A 26,222-nucleotide genomic window follows, 5' to 3' on the forward strand; every position below is an offset into this window, starting at 1 on the left:
GGTGCGCCGACGTCCGATGACCTTGACAGCAGCCGCGGTGGTTCTCGCCCTGGAGGGACTGACCTCCGTCGTGCTCGGAGGTTATGTAGCCGTGCAGACCGTGATCGGCAAGCCGGAGGACGTCACGAGTTCGATTGCGCTGGCCGTGTTCGGCCTGGGTGCCGGGGCGGCTCTCCTGTGGGTCGCCAAGGGGCTGCTCGACGCCTTGCGATGGAGTCGTTCCCCCGCGATCGTCACCCAGATCTTCGCGCTGCCCGTGTCGATCTCCCTGATTCAGGCCGGAGCCTACCTGTGGGGGGTTCCCCTGGTGCTGGTGGCCGTCGCCGGGCTCGTGGCCATGTTCAGCCCGCCCACGACGAACGCGCTGATCGATGACGGCGCCGACCACTCCGGGCGCGGCTGACCCCGGGCGGCTCAGTCCTCGGCGGTGAGCCCTTCACGGAGCTGGGCGAGTGTTCTGGCGAGCAGACGGGACACGTGCATCTGCGAGATGCCGAGCTCGGTGGCGATCTGTGACTGGGTCATGTTCCCGAAGAAGCGGAGCAGCAGGATCCGCTTCTCCCTCGGCGGGAGTCGCTCCAGCAGCGGTTTCAAGGACTCCCGGTACTCCACGCCCTCAAGGGAGTCGTCCACGATGCCCAGCGAATCGGCGACGGCGGGTGCGTCGTCGTCTCCGGAGTCCGGCGCGTCCAGGGAGACCGTGGAGTAGGCGTTGGCCGACTCAAGGCCCTCCAGGACCTCCTCCTCCGTCATCTGGAGGTGGATCGCCATCTCGGCGACCGTCGGGGCGCGCCCCTCCCGCTGGGACAGCTCGCTGATCGCCTTGGTGAGCGACAGCTTGAGTTCCTGAAGCCGACGGGGAACCCGGACGGCCCAGCCCTTGTCCCGGAAGTGCCGCTTGATCTCACCGACGATCGTGGGAGTGGCATAGGTCGAGAATTCGACCCCCCGCCCCAGGTCGAAGCGGTCGATGGACTTGATCAGGCCGATCGTGGCGACCTGGGTCAGGTCGTCCAGCCACTCGCCGCGGTTGCGGAACCGCCGGGCGAGATACTCCACCAACGGGAGGTGGAGTTCGACGAGTTCGTCGCGGATGCGCTGACGGCGTGGATCGTCGGCGGGCAGCTCCACGAGCTGTCCGAACAGATCACGAGCGCGGACCCGGTCAGGAACCGCGTGGTTGTCACTGGCCATAGCCCGGGTCTTCTCCGTCACGCCCTGTCTCCCGGCCCCGCCGAAGCAGCGCTCCGGCGCTTGCGCAACAGGATGGCCATCCGGTCCGCCGGCTCGGTTACCGCGTCGACGTCGTCGGCGAGCGCCGTCAACACCATCCAGGCGAAGTCATCCCGCTTGGGAGCCTGTGCGGTAACCGTCTGCACTTCGACCTTGACGCTCATCTCTTCGCCGGTCAGCTCGAACTCGGCGATGAGGTCCGTGCCCGGCACCGCCTGAGGCAGCAACATGGCGCAGGCCTCGTCGACGGCGATTCTGAGGTCCTCGATCTCATCGAGGGTGAAATCCAGACGTGCGGCGAGCCCGGCGGTCGCCGTACGCAGCACGGATAGGTAGGCGCTCACTGCGGGCAGCCGAACGGTCACCGTGTCCCGGATTCCTGACAATCCCGCCGCACGCGCCGCGGTTTCCTCGGTCACGTTCCTCCTAACGACTGGAGCGTTGCGATCCCTGAGTGCAACCTACAGCCCCAGGGCTCCCCTTGCCGGACTTGGACGCGCCCGATCTCCCGGCGTCATGGAGGAGACGCCTGATTTAACGGATTCACCCATCCCGCTCTTGAGACTCAATATAGGCGATAAAGGTAAACGGACTGCATATCTGCAGTTTGTGCAGATAAATCCCGCTTTACCTTGCTTAACGCGGGGCGTTAAGCCCGTCTATCCGGCCCTCCGGGTGATCCTAACGATATCGCCGATCCCGGCGAACAATGTCGTGGCTCCGGCAACGCGTGTCCCGCCGGCACGGCCGTCGTGCCGGCCGTACAAAAACGGGGTCAGACCTTGGGGTTCGCCCGCTTCCGGGCGCGGTAGGCGGCCACGTTGGCACGGCTCGCGCACCGGCCCGAGCAGTAGCGGCGGGAGCGGTTGGAGGAGGTGTCCAGATAGATGTTGCGGCACGGGGTCGCGAGGCAGGTGCCCAGCCGGTCGATGCCGCGGTCGGTGACCACGGTGGCCAGTCCCATCACCGCGCCCACCGTGTACTGGTCGGCGACCCGGCCCACCTCGGTGAGGTGCAGGTGCCAGCGCTTGTTGTCGTTGGTGGAGATCTGCGGGTAGATCGGGTGCAGGATGAGCAGGGTGTTGAGCCGCTCGACGGCGTCCGCCGCGTCCTTGGCCGCCACGGATTCGAAGATGGCCCGGAGCTCGGCGCGCAGGTCCCGGAGCGAGTCGAGGTCGGCACGGCTCGCCCGGCGGGCCAGCGCGGGCCGGTCCGCGAGGAGTTCCTGGAGGGCTTCCATGCTGCCGAGGCGATCGACCTCGGCGTCGGTGTTGACGAGGGCGACCGCGAGCTCAGCGTATGAGGCCAGATTCACGTGCGAGCCTTGCTGTGGTGGGACGCTGTGACGAGACGGGACCGTGGAGAGAAGTATCCCACGGAACGCCGTACCGCAGACTCATCTCGCCCCGTCCCGCCGGGACCGGGACAGCCCTGGGCCGCACGGTCACCTCATCGCTCCCACTCCATGACCGTGTGACACAATCGTGCGACGGGGGACCCCCGGACCGTCCGATAGATGACCGCTCCAAGGATCGCCCAGGCGAACCAGTCAAGCCAGAGGCTCCTATGCGGTTTCCCAAGCCAACTGACAATGGGGTCACCAATGGCTGCCGAACCCTTATCCGTTACGTCCAACCCTCTCGATGATGATCCCGTCTTCGCGCTGCACCGCGGAGGCAAGATCGAGATCCAGTCGAGCATTCCCGTGCGGAACGCCGAGGACCTGGCCCTCGCCTACACCCCCGGGGTCGCCCGGGTCTGCACCGCCATCGCCGAACGTCCCGAACTGGTCAACGACTACACCTGGGTCTCGAACGTGGTCGCCGTGGTCTCCGACGGCACCGCCGTACTCGGCCTCGGTGACATCGGGCCCGCTGCCGCCATGCCGGTCATGGAGGGCAAAGCACTCCTATTCCGTCAATTCGCCAATGTCCATGCTGTGCCGATTTGTCTTGACTGTACCGACGTTGACGCGTTGGTCGAGACAGTTGTACGGCTTGCGCCGTCTTTTGGCGGGATCAACCTCGAGGACATCAGCGCACCCCGCTGCTTCGAGATCGAGGACCGGCTCCGCGAGCTCCTCGACATCCCGGTCTTCCACGACGACCAGCACGGAACCGCCATCGTCGCCCTCGCGGCACTCCAGAACGCGGCCAAGCTCACCGGGCGAACCCTCGGTGACCTGCGCGCCGTGGTCGCCGGAGCCGGTGCCTCGGGCGTCGCCGTCACCCGGATCCTGCTCAACGCCGGCATCGGCGACATCGCCGTCGCCGACAGCAAGGGCATGCTCTACGAAGGCCGGGAAGGGATGAACCCCTTCAAGGCCGCGCTCGCCGCCGAGACCAACAAGGCGGGCTTCTCGGGATCGACCGAGGAGGCCCTGGCCGGAGCCGACGTGTTCATCGGCCTGTCGGGCTCCACCGTCTCCGAGGAGTCCGTCGCCTCGATGGCCCCGGACGCGATCGTGTTCGCCCTCTCCAACCCCACCCCCGAGATCGCGCCGGACGTCGCCCGCAGACACGCGCGGGTCGTCGCCACCGGCCGGTCCGACTTCCCCAACCAGATCAACAATGTGCTCGCCTTCCCCGGCGTCTTCCGCGGGGCGTTCGACGTACGCGCGTCGGCGATCACGGAGAACATGAAGGTCGCCGCGGCGACGGCACTGGCCGCCGTGGTCGGCGACGACCTCGCCGAGGACTACGTGATCCCCAGCCCGTTCGACGAGCGGGTCGCCCCCGCCGTGATCGCGGCGGTCGCCGAGCAGGCGCGTAAGGACGGCGTCGCCCGACTGTGAGTACGGCTCACGCGGCCCGAGCGTGTGCCTGACCCACATGGGCGTTCCGTATGCCGACGCCATCCCGCCCATCACCTGAACCGGCGGGCAGTCGTCCGGCCCCGGTAAGCGTGACCCCGCTTGCCGGGGCTTCGCCGTTCCCCGGTGTGTCGGGCGCGGCGCCCGTACCGCGTGATCGGTCGGGGTGTCCGAGGCGGGACCGGATGCGACCGGCACCGGTGTGGGTCCCAAGCGCCGGGATACACCGGTGACGGACCTCCCGGTATCGACGGATCAAGGGGAGCCGAGGCTCCAGATCCGGACACTGTCGTCCAGGCTTCCCGAGACGGCTATCGGATTGCCGTCGAGGTCGCCGATGGTGACGGAGAAGACCCCGTCGGTGTGCCCCTTGAGCGGCTCACCGATCGGCTGGCGGTTGGAGAGGTCCCAGACGCGGAGGGTGTTGTCGTCACTCGCCGAGACCGCGATGGGCCGCCCGCCTGCCCGGCCGACCGCCAGGCTCCTGATGTCGTCGGTGTGGCCTTCCAGCGGTTCGCCGATCGGTGTCCGGGTGGTCAGGTCCCAGAGCCGCACGCTGTCGTCGACCCCGGCCGAGACCACGACGGGACGGCCGTCGAGTTCGGTCACCGCCAATGTGCTGATGTCGTCGGTGTGCCCGTTCAAGGGGTCGCCGACGGGTGACCCGGTGGCGAGGTCCCAGATGCGGATGACGTCGTCGTCTCCCGCCGAGACGATGATCGTACGGCCGTCGAGCCGGCCGATCGCCACCGCGTCCACGTCGTCGGTATGGCCCTCCAAGGGCTCGCCGACGGCCTGGCGGGTGGTCAGGTCCCAGATTCTGATGGTGTTGTCGGAACTGCCGGAGACCGCGACGGGACGGCCGTCGAGTTCGGTGACCGCCAAGGCCTTGACGGCGTCGGTGTGCCCGCTCAGCGGCCCCCCGATGCGCTTGTGCGTGATGAGATCGGTGAGGTGGATCGGTTTGTCCAGGCCGGAGGAGACGAGGATCGGCGTCTGGTTGACGCTCGCCACCGCCACCGCCCGGACGTCGTCCTTCTGCTTGGCGAACGGGACGCCGATCGCCAGCCTGGTCCGGAGATCCCAGGTGCGTATCGTGAAGTCCTTCTCGTAACCGCAACCAGCGATGATCACGGGGGCTCCGCCGACCTGGGCTATGGTCACGACGTTCACGTCGTCGATGGACGCCGCGGTGATCTGGTCGATTTTCGCGCCGAACGGGCGCGCCGCCGGCGGGGTCGTCCCGGACGTCGTGGGGCCGCCGCTTTCCGGGCTCGGGCTCGTGGTCTTTGACGACGTGGAGCCGTCGAACCAGCGGGGCACCAGGATCACCGTGGCGGCCACCGCGACCGCGACGGCGAGCACCGTGGCGATGAGCGCGAGCGGGGAGGCGCCGGCCGATTTCCGGCCGCCCGGGCTCTCGATCGTCCCCGGGACGCCCAACGGGGTCCCGGGCGTGATTCCCGGGGTCTGGTACACGGCGTCGAAGGTCCGCACCCGGGTGGCTTCCCCGGGGACGTCCACCCCGATCGGCTCCGGCGTTCTCGGCGGTGGCGGAGGGGGCGGCGGAGGCGGGGCGGGGGAGGGCCACGTCCGGGCCGACGGGCCGTTGTGCCCGACGAGGGCGAGCATGATCTCGGGGGCGGTCGGGCGGTCCGCCGGGTTCTTGGCGAGGCAGCGCAGGACCAGCTCGACGAGGCGGGGCATCCCGGTCAGATCCGGATCGCCGTAGAGGACGCGGTGCATGACCGCGGGGATGGTGTCCTGGCCGAAGGGGGGTCTGCCGGTCGCCGCGAACACGATCGTCGCGGCCCAGCTGAACACGTCCGAGGGCGGGCCGGCCCGCTCCCCGGAGACCTGCTCGGGGGACATGTAGGAAGGCGTGCCCAGGACACCGCTGGAAACCGTGGCGGTCACGTCCAGGGCCCTGGCGATCCCGAAGTCGATGACCACCGGGCCGTCCGGTCCGATGAGGACGTTGCTCGGCTTGAAGTCGCGGTGAACGATCCCGGCCTGGTGGATGGCGGCCAGCGCCGCGGCCGTGGCGACCGCGAGCCGCTCCAGCGCGCCGGGGCTCCGCGGCCCCTCGATCCGCACGAGTTCGTCCAGGGAACGGCCGTCGACGTACTCGCTGACGATGTACGGGCGATCGCCGACGACGTTGGCCTCCAGGATTCGCGCGGTGGAGAACTGGGCGACCCGGGAGGCCGCGGAGATCTCCCGCAGGAATCGTTGCCGGGCCTGTTCGTCCCGGGTGAGCCTGGTATGCAACATTTTGATGGCGACGCGTTCTCCGGATGCGCTCTCCGCGAGATAGACAACCCCCTGGCCGCCTTCACCGAGATAGCCCAACAGTCGAAACGTGCCTATATGGCTGGGTTCACCCGAATTTAGTGGCCGATGGCCGGACATAGGGATCTCCGCGGGGTGCAATAAAAATCGGTGGTCTCACCATAAATGATGATTGTTGATGAAGGCAGGAGCTGGATTTCGGCTAACTATCCGCGCCGATCTCGTTACATTGAGTGTTGACATTTTTATGTCACCATGCGAGCCTCCTTGGAGGCGGAATGAGAGATGGGGATCGATGACGGAAGACGGCTCGGATCGACGGAGGACGACGGTGCGAATCGACGAGACATTGCTCAACAATGCCAAGGCTCTTGCCGCCAAGCAGGGCCGAAGTCTCAATTCAGTGATGGAGGACGCCTTGCGTCAGCTGCTGAAGACCCAGGACGACAGGGTCGATCGGCCCGTCGTGGACCTCGTCGCCTTCCAGGGGGAAGCCGGCTATCACACCTGGGTGCGCGAGGCCCGGTTCACCGGGGTTGACATCAAACACCTCGACGACGAAGCACTCATCGACGGATTCGTCACTCGGGGAGTCACGTGATGAGGCTCGTCGATGTCAACGTCCTGGTTTACGCCTATCGGACGGAGGAGCCGAATCATTCGGCCTACGCGGCGTGGGTGAGTGGGCTCGTGAATGGGGACGAGAGCTATGCCGTGGCAGACTCGGTGATAAATGGGTTCGTCCGAGTGGTGACAAATCACCGCATTTATCGGACACCTGCTCCGATCGAGCATGCACTCGTCTACGCCGACCGCATTCGCAATCAGCCCCATGCGGTTCCGATCACCCCGGGCCGGCGACATTGGGGGATCTTCGAGAAGCTCTGCCGCATCTCAGGGGCCTCGGGCGCACTCATCGCCGACGTCTACCTGGCGGCGCTGGCGATCGAGCACGGGTGCGAAGTGATAACCGCGGACAAGGGATTCGCCAGATTTCCCGGGCTCCGATGGCGTCACCCCGTGTGACGCCGGAAAGACCGGTGGATTGGTCGTGCGTGTCGGCACCCGGCCGCGGATGGCCGCCGGACAACCGGTTAGTGTGCGGCCATGTTCGCTGTAACCGCTGTACGCACCGATGCCGAGAACCCCTTGTCCGGCCTGTCGCTGGGCGAGCACCCTGACCCACAGGTGCCTGAAGGCTGGGCGACGGTCACGGTGAAGGCCGCGTCACTCAACCATCATGATCTGTGGACGCTCCGCGGGGTCGGGATTCAGCAGGAGAGGCTCCCGATCATCCTCGGATGCGACGCCGCCGGATTGGACGAGAAGGGCAACGAGGTCGTCGTCCATGCGGTGATCGGCGACGGCGCCGATGAGACGCTCGACCCACGACGCTCACTGCTCTCCGAGATCCACGACGGCACCTTCGCCGAGCGTGTCGTCGTGCCACGCCGGAATCTGGTGCCCAAACCCGCCTCGATCTCCTTCGAGCAGGCCGCGTGCATGCCCACGGCATGGCTGACGGCCTACAAGATGCTGTTCGACAAGGCGGGGGTGGAGCCGGGTTCGACCATCCTCGTGCAAGGCGCCGGGGGTGGGGTCGCGACGGCGCTGATCGCGCTGGGCCGGGCGGGCGGCTATCGAATCTGGGCCACGTCGAGATCGGAGGCGAAACGGGACCGGGCGCTCACGCTCGGCGCCGACGCGGTCTTCGAGACCGGGGCGCGACTCCCGGAGCGGGTGGACGCCGTGATGGAGACCGTCGGTCAGGCGACCTGGGAGCACTCGCTGAAGTCGCTCCGGCCGGGAGGCAGAATCGTGGTGTCCGGGGCGACCAGCGGTCTCGCCCCGTCCGCCGACCTCGCCAGGGTGTTCTTCCTCCAGTTGTCCGTGGTCGGATCGACCATGGGCAACCGAGACCAGCTCGAACGTCTCCTGCGTTTCTGTGAGCAGACGGGGGTCCGACCCACCATCGACACCGTGCTCCCCATGACCTCGGCCACCGACGGCTTCGCCCTCATGGAAGAAGGCGACGTCTTCGGCAAAATCGTCTTCACCCTCTGACCCTCCCTCAGAGTCGATCGGGCAGCCGATCCGGGAGCTGAAAGGATCACGAAGGTGGGCTACGACAAACTGATCAGGGAGGCGTTGACCACCCCCTTCGAAGGCTGGAACCTCGGAGTCTTCCACGGCCGGATGATCGAGGACTCGGCCGCCCTGCCGTGGAACTACGAGCAGTTGGTGCAGGAGCGGCTGCCGTATGCGGACTCGCTCCTCGACCTCGGCACGGGCGGCGGTGAACTGCTGGCCTCCTTCACCCCGCTCCCGGAGCGGACGGCCGCCACCGAGGGGTGGGCGCCGAACGTCCCCGTGGCCAGGAAGCGCCTCGAACCGATGGGCGTGCAGGTCGTGGAGGTGGGCGACGACGACCGGCTGCCGCTGCCCGACCGGTCGTTCGAGCTGATCATCAGCCGGCACGAGTCCTACGACCCGGACGAGGTGCGGCGCGTGCTCAAACCCGGCGGGACGTTCATCACCCAGCAGGTGGGCGGCGAGGACATGGTCGAGATCAACAGGGCGCTGGGCGCGAAGCCGCACGAGTACGCCGGCTGGAACCTCACGACCGCCGTCGCCGACCTGGCCGCGGCCGGATTGGAGGTGTCCTGGCAGGAGGAAGCGCGGATCTCCACCGTCTTCCACGACATCGGGGCGCTGGTGCTGTTCCTGCGCATCACGCCGTGGCATGTTCCCGGCTTTGACGTCGAACGATACGCCGACCGGCTGCGTGCGCTGCACAAGGAGATGCGGGCCGGTCGGCCGCTGACCGCACACGCCCACCGATTCGCCCTCATCGCCCACCCCACCTCCTGACACCACAGCCGGATCGGACGTGACGCCACCGGCGGTTCCGCTCAACGCGGCAGCTCGGGCGCCTCGGAACACCGGCACCGCCGATGGACCGTCGCGATCCCCTGAGGATGACCCCCACCGGCGACACGGGGCTTGAGCGGCAACTCCACGGCCGGGACGAGGTCGGCGTCGATCGCCGACTCCAGGTGGACGCGGGCGGCGAACCCTCTCGCTCCTCCCGTGCCGGGCGCAGGGCTACCGGGGTGTGAGCAGTCGCCGGTTGAACGCCTCGGCCACGGCGGCGGCGCGGTCGCCGACGCCGAGCTTGGCGTAGATGTTCAGCAGGTGACTCTTGACCGTGGCCTCTGTGATGAAGAGCCGGGCGGCCACCTCACGGTTGGTGTTCCCGGCCGCCACGAGTTCGAGGACTTCGAGTTCGCGCTGGCTGAGCAGTTGTGGAGCGGGCGTTTTGACCCGATTCATCAGTCTTGCCGCCACCGAGGGGGAGAGTACGGGCTCGCCTCTGGCGGCGGCCCGCGCACCTCTCAGCAGGTCCTCCCGGGGGGAGTCCTTGAGCAGGTAGCCGGTCGCTCCCGCCTCGATAGCCGGCAGTACGTGGGTGTCGTTGTCGTAGGTGGTCAGAACCAGGACCCGCGCGGTGACGCCGAGCCTGGTCAGCTCGGTGATCGCGGTCAGCCCGTCCATGCCCGGCATGCGCAGGTCCATCAGGATCACATCGGGCTGAAGCCGCTTGGCGAGACGCAGGGCTGCCGCCCCGTCCGCGGCCTCACCCACCACCTCGAATCCGGGTGCGGAGGCGAACATGCTGCTCAACCCATCCCTGACGACGGGATGGTCGTCCACGATCAGCAGTCGTATCGGGGTCTCGGCCGTCGATTTGGCCGTGCGATCGTTCATGCGTGGCTCCCGGTCGGCAGGGTGGGGACGCAGGCCGAGATCCCGGTGCCGACGCCGGGCTCGGACTCGATCCGCAGAGTTCCGGACAGTCCTTCGACCCGCTGTCGCATGATGGTCAGGCCGAATCCGCCGCCGCGAGACGGCGGCTGCGGCGCGCCGGCTTCGAGACCGGCGGGATCGAAGCCCCTGCCGTCGTCTCGCACGTCCAACGCCACCTCGTACTCCAGGTAGGACAGCGTCACCCCGACCCTGGTCGCCTGCGCGTGCTTGGCCACGTTGGCCAGCGCTTCCTGCGCCGTGCGCAGCAGCGCGAACTCGGCCTCCGGCGTCATCGACCGCACCGTGCCGGTCGTCGTGACCTGAACGGCGAGCCCGTGCACCTTCGACCACCGGTCGGCGACGTCGGCGAGCGCGTCGCTCAGGCGCGCGGTCTCCAGCGGCTCGGGCCGGAGCGCGTCGACCGAGCGACGGGCCTCGGACAGGCTCTCCCGCGCCAGCCTCTTGACGGCTTCGAAGGGACGGCGCCACGGTGCCGGGACCTCATGCATCTGTTCGGCCGCCTGCAACTGCGCGATGATCCCGGTGAGTCCTTGCGCCAGGGTGTCGTGGATCTCACGGGCCATCCGCCGGCGCTCGTCGATGACCCCCGCCTCCCTGGCCTGGGCGAGGAGCTGCGCGTGCAGGCCGGCGTTCTCGGTGAGAGTCGTCTCCAGCAGCCGGTTCGTCCGGCTCAGCTCCGCGAGGGCCTGCTCGCGCTGCTCCCTCTCCCTCTCGGCGAGCCGGAGCGCCCAGGCGACGGAGCTCATGAGGGCGACGTTGGCGACGACGATGGTCGTGTACAGCGTGAGGCCGAGCCCGGTCGTCCTGTCCACGCCGGAGGCCTGTGCGACACCGGCCACGACCGCCACGGCTGCCACAGCCGGCAGCCGCCACGGCCAGGGCAGGACGGTGAAGGCGTAGATGAAGGGCGCAGGGGTGAACAACCCGAACATGGGATCTCGCACCACCAGGATCGCTGTGATCACCAGTAATCCGGTGAAGAACACCCCCATGATCCGTGGCCGTTCCCACCAGGCGGGACGCAGGGTGAACATGCCGAGCATCCACGCCGCGGCCAACCCGCACAGGCCGAGATCGATGAGCGGGGAGTCGCCCGCCGAAGGCCCTCTGATCACCTTGAGGACGACAAGTCCGGCCAGCAACGTGTACGGCACCGCGGTGACAAGGAGGAGCGGTCGCTCTTCCCGCACCGCCGCCCAGTGCTCGGGCCGCCTCCGCCTGCTCAAGACCCTCTCCTCCGTGCCGAGTCTTTTCCCAGCTCATCCGTGCCGAGTCTATTCCCAGCGAAACCAACGGACCGCGATGATCGAGCACCCGACCGCGTAGACCGCCAGGGTCAGGAGCGGGAGGACGGACGGGAAATGGCCCAGGTACGCGTCCTGGAATGCTCGCATGCCCGCGCCGAGCGGGGTGTAACGGCTGATGTTCTGCAGCACCGCGGGCATTTCCGAGATCGGCACCCAGAGTCCGGCGAAGAACATCATCGGGAAGAACAACACCATGCCCATCGCGGAGGCCACACTACGTCCCGGCACCCGTGCGGTGAGCAGCAGGCCGATCGCCAGCAACGCGGCGGCCGCGAGCAGCCAGGCGACGGCGAAGCCGAAGAGGTGCTGCGGCAGGTCGACGCCGAAGCCGAGGCCGGCCACCGCGAGGAACAGGATCATCGCGACGAGCGCGATGGCGAAGTTGGCCACGAGCTGGGCGGTGAGTACGCGGGCCGGGCCGATCGGCGTGGTCCGCATACGTTGCAGCACACCGTTCTCCCGGTAGCCCGCGAGCGTGGTCGGCAGGGCGGTCACGGCCAGGATCGCCAGGTTGAACAAGATCAGGACGGGCACGTAGACGTCGAAGGTCGTCAGGCCGCCGGTGTCCTCGTTGGGCTTTCGCAAGGAGGGGATGCTGCCGAGGATGATCAACACGACCAGCGGGATGCCGACGCCCCAGAGGAGTGCCATCTTGTCGCGGATGGACAGCTTGCTCTCGGCTTTGATGAGCCTCCACGTCGCGGAACCAGGCTTGGCGGCGGCCCGGGGTGGGGCGGTGTTCAGGACTGACATGAGTACGGTTTCCTTCTCTGTGGGGCGGACTGCGGGTCGGATGCCTAGTGGGGATCGAGGCGTTTGCCGGTCAGCCGGACGAACGCGTCCTCCAGGCTGGCCTGCTCGACGCGCAGCCGTTCGGCCACGATCTGGTTGCGGGCCAGTACGGTGGTGACGGCGTTGAGCGCGTTGTCGTTGCCGCTGACGACGACCAGCTCGCCCCGGCGGGTGACGCCCGAGACGTCGGGCAGGCTCGTCAGCAGGGAGTCGTCCAACGGCCTGGACGGACGGAACTGGATTCGCTGCCCGATGCGGGCCCGTTCGGTCAGGCCGGCCGGGGTGTCCACCATGACGACGCGTCCGGCGTCGATCAGGGCCAGCCGGTCACACAGCCGCTCGGCCTCCTCCATGAAGTGGGTGACCAGCACGATCGTCACCCCGCGGGACCGCACGCCCTCGATCAGGTCCCAGGTGTCGCGCCGTGCCTGCGGGTCGAGCCCGGTGGTGAGCTCGTCGAGGATCGCCACCCGAGGGTTGCCGACGAGTGCCAGTGCGATCGACAGCCGTTGCTTCTGGCCACCGGACAGCTTGGCGTACCTGGTCTTCGCCTTGTCGGTCAGGCCGAGGTCGTGCATCAGCCCGCGCCAGTCGGCCGGCCTGGGATAGAAGGAGCTGTAGAGCTCCAGGGCCTCGGCGACCTGTAGCCGCTCGGGGAGCTGGCCGGCCTGCAACTGGACACCGAGCCGCCGGGTCAGCTCGGCGCGGTCCCGGAGGGGATCGAGACCCAGCACTTTGATCTCGCCCCGGTCCGGCGTACGGAGGCCCTCGATGCACTCCACGGTCGTCGTCTTGCCGGCGCCGTTCGGGCCGAGGATCCCGAGGATCTCGCCCTCCTGAACGGTGAGCGAGACGTCGTCGACCGCGACCTTGTCGGCATAGCGCTTGTGGAGGTTGCGTACCTCGATCACTGGTGGCATGTGCGCGTCCTTCCGGGGCTGGGCCCTTCGGTGATTGGCACTGCTCACCCTGCTACGACCGGCACTCCGGTGAACATCGACCAGCAGACCGGACCTGGCTGCCGCACGGTGGGGGCACCGGCCCAATCAAGCGGTGGTGGCGATCCACCGATCGGTGGATCGCCACCGGGGGCCTCGGTCGATAGGATGCGCTTCGTCGCTCCCTCGACCACGGTCTACGCGCGGCCGGGCTTCGAGTACTTCGGCCGGGGCCGCAGCGCGACCTGGCTGAACATGCGGAATGACCGGGTCCTTTGGGCTGGGCGGGTGGGTCATGGCCCGTACGCCGCCGCCTCATCATTCGTCAGGAACTCCACCGGCATAGCCCGCAAAGTAGGACCAACCAGCAGACCGCCCACCCACACCTATCGTTGCAAGGTCCCTACCTGCCTGACGCTACCCGCATCGGAACGGCCGGAGGCGCGCTATGTCGGCATTCGACGGCCCGCTAACGCCACTGGCCCATTCAGGTGCTGCTCGACCCCCGACACCGCAGGGAAGTAATTCAAGCCTTTCTGGGACGGCTGGAGGCAATTACTTGCGGGAAGTCCCATTCCCGTGAGTTGTTATCGTTTGGAGTGATCTGAAGGCATTGATGATCTCGGCGCAATCAACGCCGTGATTGGAGTCGTCGGGTTCAAGTCGCAATCCCTCCAGGGATGATCGGGCACTGATACTGCCCGGCGGGGAGGCCGCAAAGACGCAGTTGCGATCCCTCCAGGGATGATCGGGCGCTGCTCAACTCTCAAGGCTTGACGCGTCTGCGATTGGCCGGGCTTGTCCGGAGGAACCACTCGAACGCCTCTCGGGCCAGTGCCGATACCGTCTTGCCCTCTTGCTCGGCTCGGGACTTCGCGCGTTCGCGCAGTTCTTCGGGGACACGAAAAGAAACCCTTGGGGAGTGTGAGCCTTCACCGGTCAGTGACGGACGCCCACTGCGGCCGGTCGGGACGGATACGCGGCCCTCGTCGATTGCACGGTGCACATCGGCGATCGCCTGATCCACGTACTCGTCCGTGATCGGGGCGCCCTTGGTGTCGTGGAGTTCCTCGGTGTCGATCTCGGAGTCGGGATCCAGGACCAGTTCGATGTCTTCCGGTGGCCAGGTTCGGTGCTCGGTCATGGCTTTCTCCTCCTCAGCGCGGTCGGCATCACATGGATGATCACCAGGTGTTTATCGGTGAGGACGCCGATCACTTCAAGTTCGATGCCCCTGTCATCCGGGCCGATCCACACCCATCGATCCTCCAGATTTGGGTCGGTGGCGGGAACGATTGCCGGCGGTCCGGATCGAACCACATGAAGAGCGTGTGCCTGCACGATGCGGTGCCTGCGTGCCGACCGATAGAACCGCAACCTCTTCATGCCCATATTATGTCTGACACAACCCTGTTGGATAGGGCGATTCGAAGACCTGTGTGTCCACGACCCGACTGGGCGGTGGGTGACGAGCTGATCGCGGGGCGGGTGACTTGGGGATTTTTGGGGTGGGGTTAGCGGGGTTTGGTGGGGTCTTCGTGGAATGAGTCTTTGATGCGTTTGGTGGCGTCGTCGAGGGTGGAGCGGATGGTGGTGAGGGTCTGCTCGGAGAGGTTGGCGTCGGCGGCGGCCCGGCGTAGTTCGCCGATGAAGTCGGCGAGGATCCGGCCGAGTTCCTTGGCGCTCTCCGCGTGTGCCCGAGCCTGCTGGGAGCCGAGGGAGCTCGCCTCCGCCCAGGAGTCCTCCCAGAGGCGGCGCCACTCCTGCTTCTGGCGTTCCCACTGGTTGGGGCGGCTCATCTCGCGCCCCATCTCCCGGGTCATCTGGGTGATGCCGTGGCGGAGGGAGCGCACGGTCTGGCGGACGTCTTCCTTCACTTCGCGGGCGATGTCGCGGACGGAGTCGGCGAGTTCCCGCTCCAGGTCGGAGAGTTCGTCGAAGCGTCCGGTGAGTTCCCCGCGGCCGGCGTCGGTGAGTTTGAAGACCTTCTTGCCGTCGACGACTTCGTGGGTGACCAGGCCTTCCTCTTCGAGCCGGGCGAGGCGCGGGTAGATCGTCCCGGGGGAGGGGGAGTAGACGCCGAGGAAGCGGTCCTGGAGGAGCCGGATGACCTCGTAGCCGTGCCGGGGGTGCTCGTCGAGGAGCTTGAGAAGGTAGAGGCGGAGGCGGCCGTGGCCGAAGACGGGACTCATCCGCGGGCCCGTTTTGTCGCCCCGTGCACCCAGCCGGACATGAGTGTGCCCTTCTCCGAGGTACCGCCTGTCCACGACACGATATGTCGCGTTTCCGGGAAAGCCAAATACGCGTCAGTCGTCGTCGTCGAGGCGGGCCAGCCAGGTGGCCAGCCGTTCCACGGGGGTCTCGAACTCGGGGTTGAGGTCGACGAACTCGCGGAGACGCTCGGCGAGCCAGTCGATGGAGACCTCTTCGCCGCTGCGGCGGTCGACGAGCTCCTCGATCCCCCGATCGGTGAAGTACACGGTTTGAACTCCTTTGAACACAGTGTTCTGAACACAGGGGAGATGATCTTCAGCCTACCGGGTGAAATTCCAAGCTCCGCACAGCACGCTTGGCTGGGTTCCAACTCCCTCAACCCTAGTCAGAGCCTGGGTGTGCGTGGCGGTCGGTCGGCACCACGGGTCACTGATCGCAAGGTAGCCGACATGGCAGGTCGTGCCCCTACTTCGATGACCGACGCGGCCTGCTCGCCTTCGCAACCCAGGTGATCGTTGTGGACTGTGGGCCCGATGGGGTTTGCACAGCGCAATGATCATAGTGAGTGGGAAAAAGGAACAGCTGCCACCAGCGGGGAGCCGGTGACAGCTGTTTTGAGTCGCAGCTCGATCGGGGATCAGCCGAAGATCTGGGCGAGCAGGTCGTGGAGTTCGGCGTCGTGGGCGGCGTGGGAGCCGACTGCGGGCGACGGGTTGTTGATCCGGGACACCCGGCGCAGCGGCCGTCCACCGAACACGTCGGGGGTTTCGACCATCTTGAGGGTGAGGAACGGCCACGGTCCCATGTTGACCGGCTCGTCCTGTGCCCAGGTCAGGGTGGCCTCGCTCGGGTAGCGGCCGAGTTCGGCGCCGAGCTCGTCCACCGGCATCGGGTAGAGCCGCTCCAGCCGTACGATCGCCACATCGGTGCGTCCGGCCTTCTCCCTGGCCGCGGCCAGGTCGTAGTAGATCTTGCCGGAGCAGAGGACGATCTCCCGGACACCCTGCGGGTTCACCTCGGAGTCGCCGATGACGGGCTGGAAGTGCCCGCTGGTGAAGTCATCGGTCGCCGAGGTGGCGCTCTTGTGCCGCAGCAGCGACTTGGGGGTGAAGACGACGAGCGGCTTGCGACGGTCGGACAGCACCTGCCACCGCAGGAGGTGGAAGTAGTTGGCCGGCGTCGTGGGCTGCACCACGGTCATGTTGTCCTGGGCGCAGAGCTGCAGGAACCGCTCGATCCGGGCGGAGGAGTGGTCCGGGCCCTGTCCCTCGTACCCGTGCGGCAGCAGCAGGACGACCGAGGAGCGCTGGCCCCACTTCTGCTCACCGGAGGAGATGAACTCGTCGATGATCGATTGGGCGCCGTTCACGAAGTCGCCGAACTGGGCTTCCCAGGCCACCAGCGCGTCCGGCCGGACCACGCTGTAGCCGTACTCGAAGCCGAGGGCGGCGAACTCGCTGAGCAGCGAGTCGTAGACGTAGAACTTGGTGGTGCCCCGGTTGAACTGCTTGAGCGGGGTGTGCTCGTCCCCGGTGCCGCGGTCGACGAGGACGGCGTGCCGCTGGCCGAAGGTGCCGCGGCGCGAGTCCTGGCCGACGAGCCGGACCGGGTGGTTGTCCAGCAGGAGCGAGCCGAACGCGAGTGCCTCACCGGTCGCCCAGTCGATCGCGTCCTCGCTGACCATCTGGCCGCGGCGCTGGATCACCGGCGCCAGACGCGGGTGGACGGTGAAACCTTCGGGGAGGCTCAGCTGGGTGTCGATGACCTGCTTGACGGTCTCGTTGGTGATGGCCGTCTCGGTGGTGCCGTGCGACCAGGGGAAGACCTCGGCGGTCTGCGGCTTGACGACCGACCCCGGCTCCAGCGGCTTCTTGGCGGCCTCACGGGTCTCGGTGAAGGCCCGCTCCAGCTGCTCCTGGTAGTCGCGGAGCGCCTGCTCGGCCTCCTCCACCGTGATGTCGCCCCGGCCGATCAGGGCCTCGGTGTAGAGCTTGCGGGTGGAGCGCTTGGCGTCGATCAGGTCGTACATGAGCGGCTGGGTGAACGAGGGGTTGTCCATCTCGTTGTGGCCGCGCCGCCGGTAGCAGACGAGGTCGATGACGACGTCCTTGCGGAAGGTCTGCCGGTACTCGAAGGCGAGCTTGCCGACCCGGACGACGGCTTCGGGGTCGTCGCCGTTGACGTGGAAGATCGGTGCCTGGATCATCCGGGCGACGTCGGTGGCGTACACCGAGGAACGGGACGACGCCGGGGACGTGGTGAAGCCGACCTGGTTGTTGACGACGACGTGCACGGTGCCGCCGGTGCGGTATCCGCGCAGCTGGGAGAGGTGCAGCGTCTCCGCGACCACGCCCTGCCCGGCGAAGGCCGCGTCGCCGTGGACGAGGACGGGCAGGACGGTGAAGCCTTCCTCGCCCCGCTCCAGCAGGTCCTGCTTGGCCCGTACCACGCCTTCGGTGACGGGGTCGACGGCCTCCAGGTGGGAGGGGTTCGCCACCACCGAGGTCGTGATCTTGGCGCCGTTGGGGGCGACGAAGTCGCCCTCGGCGCCCAGGTGGTACTTCACGTCGCCGGAGCCGTGCGCGGAGCGCGGGTCCAGGTTTCCCTCGAACTCGCCGAAGACCTGGGCGTAGGACTTGCCCACGATGTTGGCGAGGACGTTCAGCCGGCCCCGGTGGGCCATGCCGATGACGACCTCGTCCAGGCTCTCGCCGGCGGCGGCGCTGATCACCGAGTCGAGCAGCGGGATCAGGGACTCCCCGCCTTCGAGGGAGAACCGCTTCTGGCCGACGTACTTGGTCTGCAGGAACGTCTCGAAGGCCTCCGCCGTGTTGAGCCGCTGCAGGATGTGCAGCTGCTCGTCGCGGTCCGGCTTGACGTGCGGGCGCTCGATCCGCGCCTGGACCCAGGCCCGCTCCTCCGGGTGCTGGATGTGCATGTACTCGATGCCGATGGTCCGGCAGTAGGAGTCGCGGAGCACACCGAGGATGTCGCGGAGTTTGGCGAGCGGCTTGCCGCCGAACCCGCCGGTGGCGAACTCCCGCTCCAGGTCCCACAGGGTCAGGCCGTGCGACTTGATGTCCAGGTCGGGGTGCCTGCGCTGGTTGTACTCCAGCGGGTCGGTGTCGGCCATGAGGTGGCCGCGCACCCGGTAGGCGTGGATGAGCTCGATGACCCGGGCCGACTTGGCCACGTCGTCGTCGTGGGTGGCGGAGATGTCCTGGACCCAGCGGACGGGCTCGTAGGGGATGCGGAGCGACTCGAAGATGTCGTCGTAGAAGCCGTCCTCGCCGAGGAGGAGGCGGTGGATCTGCCGGAGGAAGTCGCCGGACTGGGCGCCCTGGATGATCCGGTGGTCGTAGGTGGAGGTCAGCGTCATGACCTTGCTCACCGCGAGCCGGGAGAGCGTCTCGGGGGAGGCGCCCTGGTATTCGGCCGGGTACTCCATGGCGCCCACACCGATGATCGTGCCCTGGCCCTGCATGAGGCGGGGCACCGAGTGCACCGTGCCGATGGTGCCGGGGTTGGTGAGGCTGATCGTGGTCCCGGCGAAGTCCTCGACGCCGAGCTTGCCGCTTCGCGCCTTGCGGACGATCTCTTCGTACGCCATCCAGAACTGGCGGAAGTCCATCGACTCGGCGCCCTTGATGGAGGGGACGAGGAGCTGCCGCGTGCCGTCGCTCTTCTTGACGTCGATCGCCAGACCCAGGCCGACGTGCTCGGGCTTGGCCAGCACCGGCTTGCCGTCGACTTCGGCGTAGGAGTGGTTCATGTCCGGCATCGTCTGGAGCGCCTTGACGATGGCGTATCCGATGATGTGGGTGAACGACACCTTGCCGCCGCGACCGCGCTGCAGGTGGTTGTTGATGACGATGCGGTTGTCGATGAGCAGCTTGGCGGGGACCGCCCGGACGCTGGTCGCCGTGGGGACCGCGAGGGAGGACTCCATGTTGGCCACGGTCCGCGCGGCGGCGCCGCGCAGGCGCACCTCTTCGGCGCCCGCGGGTACGGCGGGGCCCTTGATCGCGGGGGCGGCGGGTGCGGCGGGGGGAGCCGGGGGAACGACGGGCTTCGCCGGTGCCGTGGGGGTCACGGTCGCCGTGCCGGCGCCGTTTCCGGGAGCTCGTCCAGGCCCGTAGTCGGGGTTGTAGTCAGCGAAGAAGTTCCACCAAGCTTTGTCGACCGACTCAGGATCCTGGAGATACTTCTGGTACAGCTCGTCGACAAGCCACTCATTGGGACCAAAGGCTGCCAGCGGGTTTGTCCGCGCTGAGTCAGGTCGACTTTCTGTAGACACGGCGGAAATCGCCCTCTTCCGCAGATCGGCGTTGGATGTTAGGTAACCGGTCTCAAGGCTACTCGTCCGAATTGGGCGAGTGGGCCCGACTCGGGTAACCTCTCGCACGATCCTCTCAGGACCGCTCGATCTGGTCACCCCTGATTAGCTCATAAGGGTAGTGTCCCTGGTCACAGAAGCTCTCAGGTACGGGGAAACGTGCGGAGAGCAGTTTGTCGCCGACGTTGAGTGATCCACCGGTGGCGGCGACCCGGTCATGGAGCACGTGAAGTTTGTCTGGATTGTGACCTTCTTCGCCTGTGTCGTCGAACAGCAGACCCTCGCCCGACACCTCGATGAGCAGCTCGTTCTCCTCGCACGCGAGCCGTACCTCCACCGGGGAGGCGGGGGCCGTCCTCCGGGCGCAGGCCAGCGCCGCCTGAACGCAGTCGAACGCCGCGTGCTCGACCCCGGCCGGATGCCGCCCGAGCTCGCCGATGTCGGTCTCCACCGGGATCGGGGTGCGCCGGACGAGCGCGGTCACCGCGTCGGCGAGACCTCCCGTGGTCATCTCCTCCGGCCAGAGCTCGGCGGAGATCGCGCGTACCGTGACGAGGAGCTCCCGGGCCTGATCCTGGATCTGTTCGAGCTCGGCCGCCGCAGCGGCGGCCTCCGGCGTGGCGACCTTGGCGGCGACGCCGGGCCCGATCCGGACCGGTTCGATGAGGGTACGGCGCAGCAGCCGCAGCCGGACGGCGAGCTCGGCCACCCGCCGCTGTACGGCGTGCCGCAGCGTTCCGGCGGTCCGCGCCCGCTCGACCTCGAAGGCGTCGAGGAGTCGGGGCCGTAGGTCCGGCGACGGCGGGGCGAGGGGCCGGCTCACGGTGTGCAGGGCCCGGGCCGCGGCCCGGGCGAAGTCCCGGATCACGGCGGGGTCGTGTTCCCCGCCCACCTCCAGCTTCCCGAGGTCGGTCCCGTCGTGGGAGAGCGGTGCGGAGGTCGCCGGGGCGTGTCCCTCCTGCCCGTACGCGAGCACGCGTCCGGGCAGGTGGACACGGACCCAGGGAGCCCCGAGACCCCGGGTGAGCGATTCGGCGATCAGCGAGGTGACGGCCTTCTCGTCGCCGGAGGCGTCGAACGCCCGCTCCACGGTGTGCAGGTGGGCGAGGTCGTGCCGTGGCATCAGCATGATTACGACGCCGACCGCGAGCTGGAACGGGTGGACGGGGAGGAGCACGGTGACCCACAGGGCGCGCAGCACCCAGGTCTCCCCGGGGCGGAGCCGCCTGCCCGCGGGGAGTCCGGCGATCAGCTGTGCCCCGAGGACGAACACCGCGCCGAGCGCGACGTCCGCCGCGAACCCGCACAACTGCGCCCATACGGTGTCCGCCGGTGGCATCGCGCCGACGGCGGTCAGGGTGACGTGCCCGGAGTACACGGTCGCCAGGAGCAGGACGCCCGGGGAGAGTGGATGGCCGGGGGCGCGGCGGAGCCCGTACAGGCCGGCGCAGTAAAAGGTGAGGGCGCCGAGGAGCGGCAGCCTGGCCTCGGGGACCGACGTCAGGGCGAGCAGCGCGCTCAGTGAAAGCGTGAGAGCACCGGTGACCGCGGCCCCGGTGGTCCATCGGCTCTGCGCCTGCCGCACGTGTCACATCGTGCGCCCCATGGAGATCCACCACAAGTCATATCGGCGGCCGACCCGGCCGTAGGACCGGTGCCGGAATCGGACGAGGGTCCGTCCCAGGGTGAGGTGGCCATGGGTCTCCCCGAGCGGACCCAACGGCGGTTTGCTTCAGCGCGGCTCCACCGGCGCGTTACGGCGGTCGCGAGGGCCGGCGACCTGGAGGCGACCGGTTTGGAACCGCGTGTCTCGCCGTCACGAGCCGGAGGATCGCAAAGAGTTATTTGCAAAATTCTCTTTGCAAATAACTCTTTGCGCTTTACTCTCGGCGCATGACCAGAAAAGTGAAGTGGGTCACAGACCTGGCCACCATGAAGGCGCTCGCCCACGACCTCCGCGTGCGGATGCTGGGCGAACTCAGGTCCCATGGGGAGGCCACCGCCTCCGAGCTGGCCCGCAAGTTCGGGGAGAGCTCCGGCTCGACCAGCTACCACCTCAGAGAGCTCGCCAAGTACGGCTTCGTCGAGGAGGCCCCCGTCCAGCCCAACCGGCGGGAACGGCGCTGGCGTGCCGCGCACGAGCTCACCGCCTGGAACAACGCGGACTTCGCCGGAACGGATGAGGGGCGCGAGGTCATCGCGTTCATGCAGAACCGGCAGTGGGAGGCGCTCCGCGAGGCGGCGGCGGAGTTCGACCGGGGCCGGGCCTCGTGGAGCGACGCGTGGATCGAGACCGCCGGCGTGAGCGACTACTCGGTCCGGATGGCCCCCGACACCCTGCAGGAGCTGTGGGAGCGGATCCAATCCCTCATCGATGAGCTGGAGGCCCGTGACGCGGGCCGCCCCGACGCGGTCCGGGTCACCTTGGGCGCGATGGCTTTCCCCAGGGAGCGCAAGGCCGCGGCGCCCGCAGACGAGGCGGAGGGGTGAACCACCGGTCGGCGCGGCGCCGTTATGCCCTGGTCAGCTTCCTCACCTGGTTTCCCGTCGGCTTGATGCTGGCGCCGTTCGTCCTCATCATGACCGAGCGCGGGCTCGACCTGGCCGCGATCGGCCTGGTCTTCGCGATCTACTCCCTGGTCGTGGTGGCCCTGGAACTGCCCACCGGCGGGCTCGCGGACGTGCTCGGCCGCCGGGTCGTGCTGGCGGCCTCGGCCGTGTTCACCGTCGCGGCGATGGCCTGGCTGGCGGTCGCCGGCACCCTGACCGAGTTCATCGCGATCTCCGTGCTCAAGGGTGTCGCCCGGGCGTTGCACAGCGGACCGGCCCAGGCCTGGTACGTGGACACCGCGCACGCCGTCGAGGGACCGGACGCCGACCTCAAGCCGGGTCTGGCGGCGGGCTCCTCGGCCGGCTCCGCGGGGCTCGGCGGGGGCGCCCTCCTCGGCGGGGTGATCCCGCTGCTCGTCCCCGCCGGATGGTCGGCCGGGCCGATCCTCCCGCTCTCCCTCCCGCTGCTCCTCGCCTCGGCGACCGCCGCGGTGCTGCTGGTGACGGTGGTCCTGGCGCTGCCGGAGCCGCCGCGCGCCGCGGTCACCCTCGGCGGTGTGCTGCGCGGAGTCCCGGCGACGATCGTCTCCGGCTTCCGGACCGCGCTCGGCGACGGGGTGCTCACCCGGCTGCTGGTCGTCGCCGTCGCGCTCGGGGTCGTGCTCAACGCCGTGGAGATGCTCACGCCCGGGCGTCTGGCCCAGATCACCGGTCGGCCGGAGACGGCGGGCCTGGCCTACGCGGTCGTCGCGGCCGTCGGCTTCCTGGGCAGCTCGCTCGGGAGCGCCGCCGCACCGGCTGCGGCGCGGCGGACCGGGACCTCGGCCCGGGGGGCGATCGCCGCAAGCCTGGCCGGCGTCCTCGCCTTGGCGGCGCTGGCTGGGACGGTACCGCTCGCCGGCGCGGTCGCGCTTGTCTTCGCCGGGCTCGCCTACCTGCTGCTCTTCGCCGGTGCGGGGGTGGTCGACGTGCTTCGGTCGGAGCTGATGCACGGCCGGGTGGACTCGGCTCGCCGCGCCACCCTGCTCTCGGTCGACTCGCTTCTGCTCCAGGTGGGCGGGGGTCTCTCGGCGCTCGCGTTCGGCTGGCTCGCCTCCCGGTACGGTACGGCCGCCTCGTGGTGGGTGACCGCCGGTCTGCTGGCGCTCTCGACGTTCCTCTACCGGCAGGGGCGCCGCGCCGCCGAGCCCTCCCTCGCGGAGGTCGGCCGACTGGAGGACCCGCGTCCGGCGGGGTGAGTGGCCTTGGCCGGGGACGGCTGCCGCCCGGCCGGCTCGGGCCGCGTTCGTCGAGGTGTCGCGTACGCCGTACCGGATCGTCGGTCCGGGAACGGGGGTTTGCCGAGGTGGGTACGGCTGCCGCGTGGTGACCGCGGCAGCCGTACCCGACGGCCGGGGCCGGGGTCAGCCGAGGTTCAGGTCCACGTCGAGCAAGGGCAGGAACCACAGGAAGATCGCCAGGAGTGCTTCGGCGATCTCTCTGAGCAGGGGAGCGTTGAGGTAGTCGTGGACCCAGGCCACGTAGATGCCGATCAGGATGTAGATCAGGCCGACGAGCCCGAGTCCCCGGCGTCGGTATGCGGCCAATTCCGCCTCCCGGTTCGGGGTCAGGTGGCGTCCGGCTGCCCCGTTCCGGGCGGTTGAAACCGCGATCGCTATTCGCGCAGGGTGAGTGCGGTCTTCGGGCAGGATCGGACGGCGTGGCGGACCCGGTCGAGCGCGTCGGCGGGGGGCGTGGGCCGCAGGATGTGCAGTCTGTCCTCGTCGTCGAGTTCGAAGACGTCGGGGGCGAGCCCGGCGCACACGCCGTTGGCCTCGCAGACGAGCGGGTCGACGCTGATCTCCATCCTGATCCCTTCCCGTTGCCGGTGCGCGTTTCGATGATCTCATGCCGGGTCACGGTGTGTCGCGGGACCGTCGCCGCGGGTCGATATCGGAATCGGGCGGATAGGGGAGTGATGTCCGTCCTTCGTGAGAGGTTGCCGTATGGCGTGGGCGGTGCTCAGGCCGAGATGGGCGGGTTCGTCGGCCGGGGACCTCGCCGATCGTCCGTTCGACCGGCCGGATGCGTGTGGAAATGAGTACTGTGAAGATCGCAATGCCCGAGGGGTTGCTGCGCGCCGCGGAGAGCGCCAAGGGGTTCATGCCGGCCGTCGAGGGGCTGGCCTTGTTCGAGGCGGCGTGTGTGTACGGCCGTCGCGGCCCGATCTGCGAGATCGGTAGCTACTGCGGGAAGTCCGCCGTCTATCTGGGCGCCGCGGCGCGGCTGGTCGGGAGTGTGGTGGTGACGGTCGACCACCACCGCGGATCCGAGGAGATCCAGCCCGGATGGGAGCATCACGACCCCTCGCTCGTGGATCCGGCGTCGGGCCGGATGGACTCGCTGCCGGTTTTCCGGTCGACGATCGCGGAGGCCGGGCTGGAGAACGAGGTCGTCGCGGTGGTGGGGCGCTCCGAGACGGTGGCGCGGTTGTGGGCGAGGCCGCTCGGGCTGCTTTTCATCGACGGCGGGCACGCCGAGGAGCCGGTCCGCGCGGATTATGAGGGTTGGGCGCCACATGTGCAGGTCGGTGGCGCTCTGGCGATTCACGATGTGTTTTCCGAGCCGGGTGACGGCGGGCAGGCCCCCTACTTCATGTATCGGCGGGCTCTGGCCTCCGGTGCGTTCACCGAGGTGGCCCACGAGGGGTCGTTGCGCATTCTTGAGCGGATCTCATCGGGCATTTAGGTATTTGCCCTATTGATTCATGGGCATTGTCTGTACCCACTGTTTAACGGGCTCTGGGCTAGGTGAATCCCCAGGTGGGGAAACACCCCCTTGGCGCTGGGAAATCGGCCCGGCGCACACTAACTTTCCCGCCTGATGGGCGATTCGAAGCCTTAAAGGCGTTCTCATATATAAAAGGGGATAAATCATGCCTGAGCCCAGCAGTGGGGGGCCGGATTCGGAAATCACCGCAGACAGGCGGAGGTTCATCGCCGGGGCTGCCGCCGTGACCGCCGGGGCGGCGACCGGGGGGCTCTTCGGCGCCGGGATGTGGGCGAGCCCGGCGTCCGCATCGGCGCTGGGACTGACCCGGCAGTACGCGGTTCCGGGATATCCCGGTGCCACGCTTCCGTTCCCCACCGATCCCGGGGCTTTCTTCGCGCAGGCCCTGAAGACGGTGTTCGGCGCGCTCCAGGTCTGCCTGTGCGTCACCCCGCAGGGCGTCCTGCGCCTGGTCGGCGGGGAGACGGCGACCGCCAACCTGGCCGGCGGGCTGGGGGTCGCCATCGGGGAGGGCCGGTCCAAGCAGGGCAAGAACGTGATCCAGCAGGCGATCAACGTCCTGCTGAACCCGACCGACCATATCTCCGACGGGGTCAGCGACGCACTCGGCGTCATCGGGATCCGGCACGACGGTGCCCGGCCGACACCGTCGAGCAATATTTCGCCGCTCGATCCCGCCCGGGTATTCGCCAGATTCGCCGAGTTATTCTTGAATCCGCTGAGATGGCCGTCGCTTATCGCGGCATTCCTCCGGGACCCGGTCGGCTTTTTCAGCAGCTTCCTCGGGCTGTTCTTCCCCGCCCAGCAGAACATGAACTTCAACGTCAAAGTCACGTCCAGCAAGTTCCCGGACGTGGTTTTAGTCAATAGGTCGATCATCACGATGCAGAACGGGAACGCCAAGGAGTTCCCGCCGCGCAACGCGGGATACGCACCGCAGGGCGCCGTCGAACTCGTCGACGTCAGGAACCCGACCGGCCCGACCCTGGTGACGATCGAGCAGTTCAACTCGGTCGTCAGTCACCGGAAGGGGGCTCCGGCGCAGTTGACGCCGGCCTTCGTCCAGCAGAACGTCGCCCAAGTGGTGACGGTCTCCGCCGGCCGGTAGGGCCCGGACAAAAGACCGGCCCGTACGGCGTCACCGTCGTACG

The 26,222-nt window shown here is 68.2% G+C and carries 26 protein-coding genes; 10 read left to right on the top strand and 16 right to left on the bottom strand.

Annotated elements, in window-relative coordinates; translation table 11 throughout:
* Window position 1: 1 nt before the first annotated feature.
* A complete protein-coding gene (locus RUR_RS06740) occupies window positions 2-403 on the top strand; it encodes a hypothetical protein (protein WP_283134041.1) in 402 nt (133 codons plus the stop codon).
* Window positions 404-414: 11 nt separating this feature from the next.
* Here RUR_RS06740 and RUR_RS06745 read toward each other — a convergent pair whose 3' ends face one another.
* The 3 genes from RUR_RS06745 to RUR_RS06755 all read right to left on the bottom strand — a co-directional run bounded on the left by RUR_RS06745 (window position 415) and on the right by RUR_RS06755 (window position 2,548).
* The gene (locus RUR_RS06745) at window positions 415-1,194 is read right to left on the bottom strand and encodes an RNA polymerase sigma factor SigF (protein WP_283134347.1); all 780 of its coding nucleotides are present in this window, start codon (window positions 1,192-1,194) and stop codon (window positions 415-417) included.
* Between the two features lie 17 nt (window positions 1,195-1,211).
* Entirely contained in the window at window positions 1,212-1,652 is a 441-nt protein-coding gene (locus RUR_RS06750) for an ATP-binding protein (RefSeq protein ID WP_283134042.1), read from the bottom strand.
* Between the two features lie 356 nt (window positions 1,653-2,008).
* Window positions 2,009-2,548: a CGNR zinc finger domain-containing protein gene (locus tag RUR_RS06755; RefSeq protein WP_283134043.1), complete on the bottom strand. Its 540-nt coding sequence runs from the start codon at window positions 2,546-2,548 to the stop codon at window positions 2,009-2,011.
* Window positions 2,549-2,836: 288 nt separating this feature from the next.
* On the opposite strand from RUR_RS06755, the gene RUR_RS06760 reads away from it, so the two are divergent.
* On the top strand, window positions 2,837-4,027 hold the full coding sequence (locus RUR_RS06760) for an NAD(P)-dependent malic enzyme (RefSeq protein WP_283134044.1): 1,191 nt from the start codon (window positions 2,837-2,839) through the stop codon (window positions 4,025-4,027).
* A 273-nt stretch (window positions 4,028-4,300) separates the two neighbouring features.
* Here the strand turns inward: RUR_RS06760 and RUR_RS06765 are convergent, their stop codons facing one another.
* A complete protein-coding gene (locus tag RUR_RS06765) occupies window positions 4,301-6,397 on the bottom strand; it encodes a WD40 repeat domain-containing serine/threonine protein kinase (protein ID WP_283134045.1) in 2,097 nt (698 codons plus the stop codon).
* A 271-nt stretch (window positions 6,398-6,668) separates the two neighbouring features.
* Between RUR_RS06765 and RUR_RS06770 the strand changes: the two genes are divergently transcribed.
* The 4 genes from RUR_RS06770 (at window position 6,669) to RUR_RS06785 (ending at window position 9,208) form a co-directional block, all read left to right on the top strand.
* Window positions 6,669-6,938 carry a hypothetical protein gene (locus RUR_RS06770; protein WP_283134046.1) on the top strand — a complete coding sequence of 90 codons (270 nt, stop codon included), beginning with the start codon at window positions 6,669-6,671 and terminating at the stop codon, window positions 6,936-6,938.
* A complete protein-coding gene (locus RUR_RS06775) occupies window positions 6,938-7,363 on the top strand; it encodes a type II toxin-antitoxin system VapC family toxin (protein ID WP_283134047.1) in 426 nt (141 codons plus the stop codon). The genes RUR_RS06770 and RUR_RS06775 overlap by 1 nt, the downstream gene beginning before the upstream one ends.
* 81 nt (window positions 7,364-7,444) lie before the next feature.
* Entirely contained in the window at window positions 7,445-8,401 is a 957-nt protein-coding gene (locus tag RUR_RS06780; protein ID WP_283134048.1) for a zinc-binding dehydrogenase, read from the top strand.
* Between the two features lie 54 nt (window positions 8,402-8,455).
* A complete protein-coding gene (locus RUR_RS06785; protein ID WP_283134049.1) occupies window positions 8,456-9,208 on the top strand; it encodes a class I SAM-dependent methyltransferase in 753 nt (250 codons plus the stop codon).
* 234 nt (window positions 9,209-9,442) lie between these two features.
* Here RUR_RS06785 and RUR_RS06790 read toward each other — a convergent pair whose 3' ends face one another.
* The 10 genes from RUR_RS06790 to RUR_RS06835 form a co-directional block, all read right to left on the bottom strand.
* Complete coding sequence (locus tag RUR_RS06790) at window positions 9,443-10,105, bottom strand: response regulator (protein ID WP_283134050.1); 663 nt, start codon at window positions 10,103-10,105, stop codon at window positions 9,443-9,445.
* Complete coding sequence (locus RUR_RS06795) at window positions 10,102-11,391, bottom strand: sensor histidine kinase (RefSeq protein WP_283134051.1); 1,290 nt, start codon at window positions 11,389-11,391, stop codon at window positions 10,102-10,104. The genes RUR_RS06790 and RUR_RS06795 overlap by 4 nt, the downstream gene beginning before the upstream one ends.
* Window positions 11,392-11,439: 48 nt before the next feature.
* Window positions 11,440-12,225, bottom strand: a complete 786-nt coding sequence (locus RUR_RS06800) for an ABC transporter permease (RefSeq protein WP_283134052.1) — start codon at window positions 12,223-12,225, stop codon at window positions 11,440-11,442.
* A gap of 44 nt (window positions 12,226-12,269) precedes the next feature.
* Window positions 12,270-13,184, bottom strand: a complete 915-nt coding sequence (locus RUR_RS06805) for an ABC transporter ATP-binding protein (protein ID WP_283134053.1) — start codon at window positions 13,182-13,184, stop codon at window positions 12,270-12,272.
* 784 nt (window positions 13,185-13,968) lie between these two features.
* Window positions 13,969-14,346, bottom strand: a complete 378-nt coding sequence (locus RUR_RS06810) for a hypothetical protein (protein WP_283134054.1) — start codon at window positions 14,344-14,346, stop codon at window positions 13,969-13,971.
* Window positions 14,343-14,588: a hypothetical protein gene (locus RUR_RS06815; RefSeq protein WP_283134055.1), complete on the bottom strand. Its 246-nt coding sequence runs from the start codon at window positions 14,586-14,588 to the stop codon at window positions 14,343-14,345. The genes RUR_RS06810 and RUR_RS06815 overlap by 4 nt, the downstream gene beginning before the upstream one ends.
* 128 nt (window positions 14,589-14,716) lie before the next feature.
* Window positions 14,717-15,394, bottom strand: coding sequence for a helix-turn-helix transcriptional regulator (locus tag RUR_RS06820; RefSeq protein WP_283134056.1), 678 nt, complete (start codon window positions 15,392-15,394; stop codon window positions 14,717-14,719).
* A gap of 114 nt (window positions 15,395-15,508) precedes the next feature.
* Window positions 15,509-15,682 (bottom strand): DUF6104 family protein, encoded by a 174-nt coding sequence (locus tag RUR_RS06825; protein ID WP_283134057.1) that lies wholly within the window; start codon window positions 15,680-15,682, stop codon window positions 15,509-15,511.
* A gap of 371 nt (window positions 15,683-16,053) precedes the next feature.
* Complete coding sequence (locus RUR_RS06830) at window positions 16,054-19,713, bottom strand: multifunctional oxoglutarate decarboxylase/oxoglutarate dehydrogenase thiamine pyrophosphate-binding subunit/dihydrolipoyllysine-residue succinyltransferase subunit (RefSeq protein ID WP_283134058.1); 3,660 nt, start codon at window positions 19,711-19,713, stop codon at window positions 16,054-16,056.
* A gap of 115 nt (window positions 19,714-19,828) precedes the next feature.
* Window positions 19,829-21,337: a sensor histidine kinase gene (locus RUR_RS06835; RefSeq protein ID WP_283134059.1), complete on the bottom strand. Its 1,509-nt coding sequence runs from the start codon at window positions 21,335-21,337 to the stop codon at window positions 19,829-19,831.
* A 308-nt stretch (window positions 21,338-21,645) separates the two neighbouring features.
* Between RUR_RS06835 and RUR_RS06840 the strand changes: the two genes are divergently transcribed.
* Together RUR_RS06840 and RUR_RS06845 are read left to right on the top strand one after the other, a co-directional pair.
* On the top strand, window positions 21,646-22,242 hold the full coding sequence (locus RUR_RS06840; protein ID WP_283134060.1) for an ArsR/SmtB family transcription factor: 597 nt from the start codon (window positions 21,646-21,648) through the stop codon (window positions 22,240-22,242).
* A complete protein-coding gene (locus RUR_RS06845; protein WP_283134061.1) occupies window positions 22,239-23,540 on the top strand; it encodes an MFS transporter in 1,302 nt (433 codons plus the stop codon). Before RUR_RS06840 ends, RUR_RS06845 begins: the two co-directional genes overlap by 4 nt.
* A gap of 165 nt (window positions 23,541-23,705) precedes the next feature.
* Here RUR_RS06845 and RUR_RS06850 read toward each other — a convergent pair whose 3' ends face one another.
* Window positions 23,706-23,888 (bottom strand): hypothetical protein, encoded by a 183-nt coding sequence (locus tag RUR_RS06850; protein WP_283134062.1) that lies wholly within the window; start codon window positions 23,886-23,888, stop codon window positions 23,706-23,708.
* Window positions 23,889-23,956: 68 nt separating this feature from the next.
* The gene (locus RUR_RS06855) at window positions 23,957-24,148 is read right to left on the bottom strand and encodes a ferredoxin (protein WP_283134063.1); all 192 of its coding nucleotides are present in this window, start codon (window positions 24,146-24,148) and stop codon (window positions 23,957-23,959) included.
* Between the two features lie 230 nt (window positions 24,149-24,378).
* On the opposite strand from RUR_RS06855, the gene RUR_RS06860 reads away from it, so the two are divergent.
* Window positions 24,379-25,029 carry a class I SAM-dependent methyltransferase gene (locus RUR_RS06860; RefSeq protein ID WP_283134064.1) on the top strand — a complete coding sequence of 217 codons (651 nt, stop codon included), beginning with the start codon at window positions 24,379-24,381 and terminating at the stop codon, window positions 25,027-25,029.
* A 187-nt stretch (window positions 25,030-25,216) separates the two neighbouring features.
* On the top strand, window positions 25,217-26,179 hold the full coding sequence (locus tag RUR_RS06865; protein ID WP_283134065.1) for a hypothetical protein: 963 nt from the start codon (window positions 25,217-25,219) through the stop codon (window positions 26,177-26,179).
* Window positions 26,180-26,222 lie beyond the last annotated feature (43 nt).

It is taken from the genome of Rhizohabitans arisaemae, assembly GCF_025996515.1.
GTDB classification, from domain to species: domain Bacteria; phylum Actinomycetota; class Actinomycetes; order Streptosporangiales; family Streptosporangiaceae; genus Rhizohabitans; species Rhizohabitans arisaemae.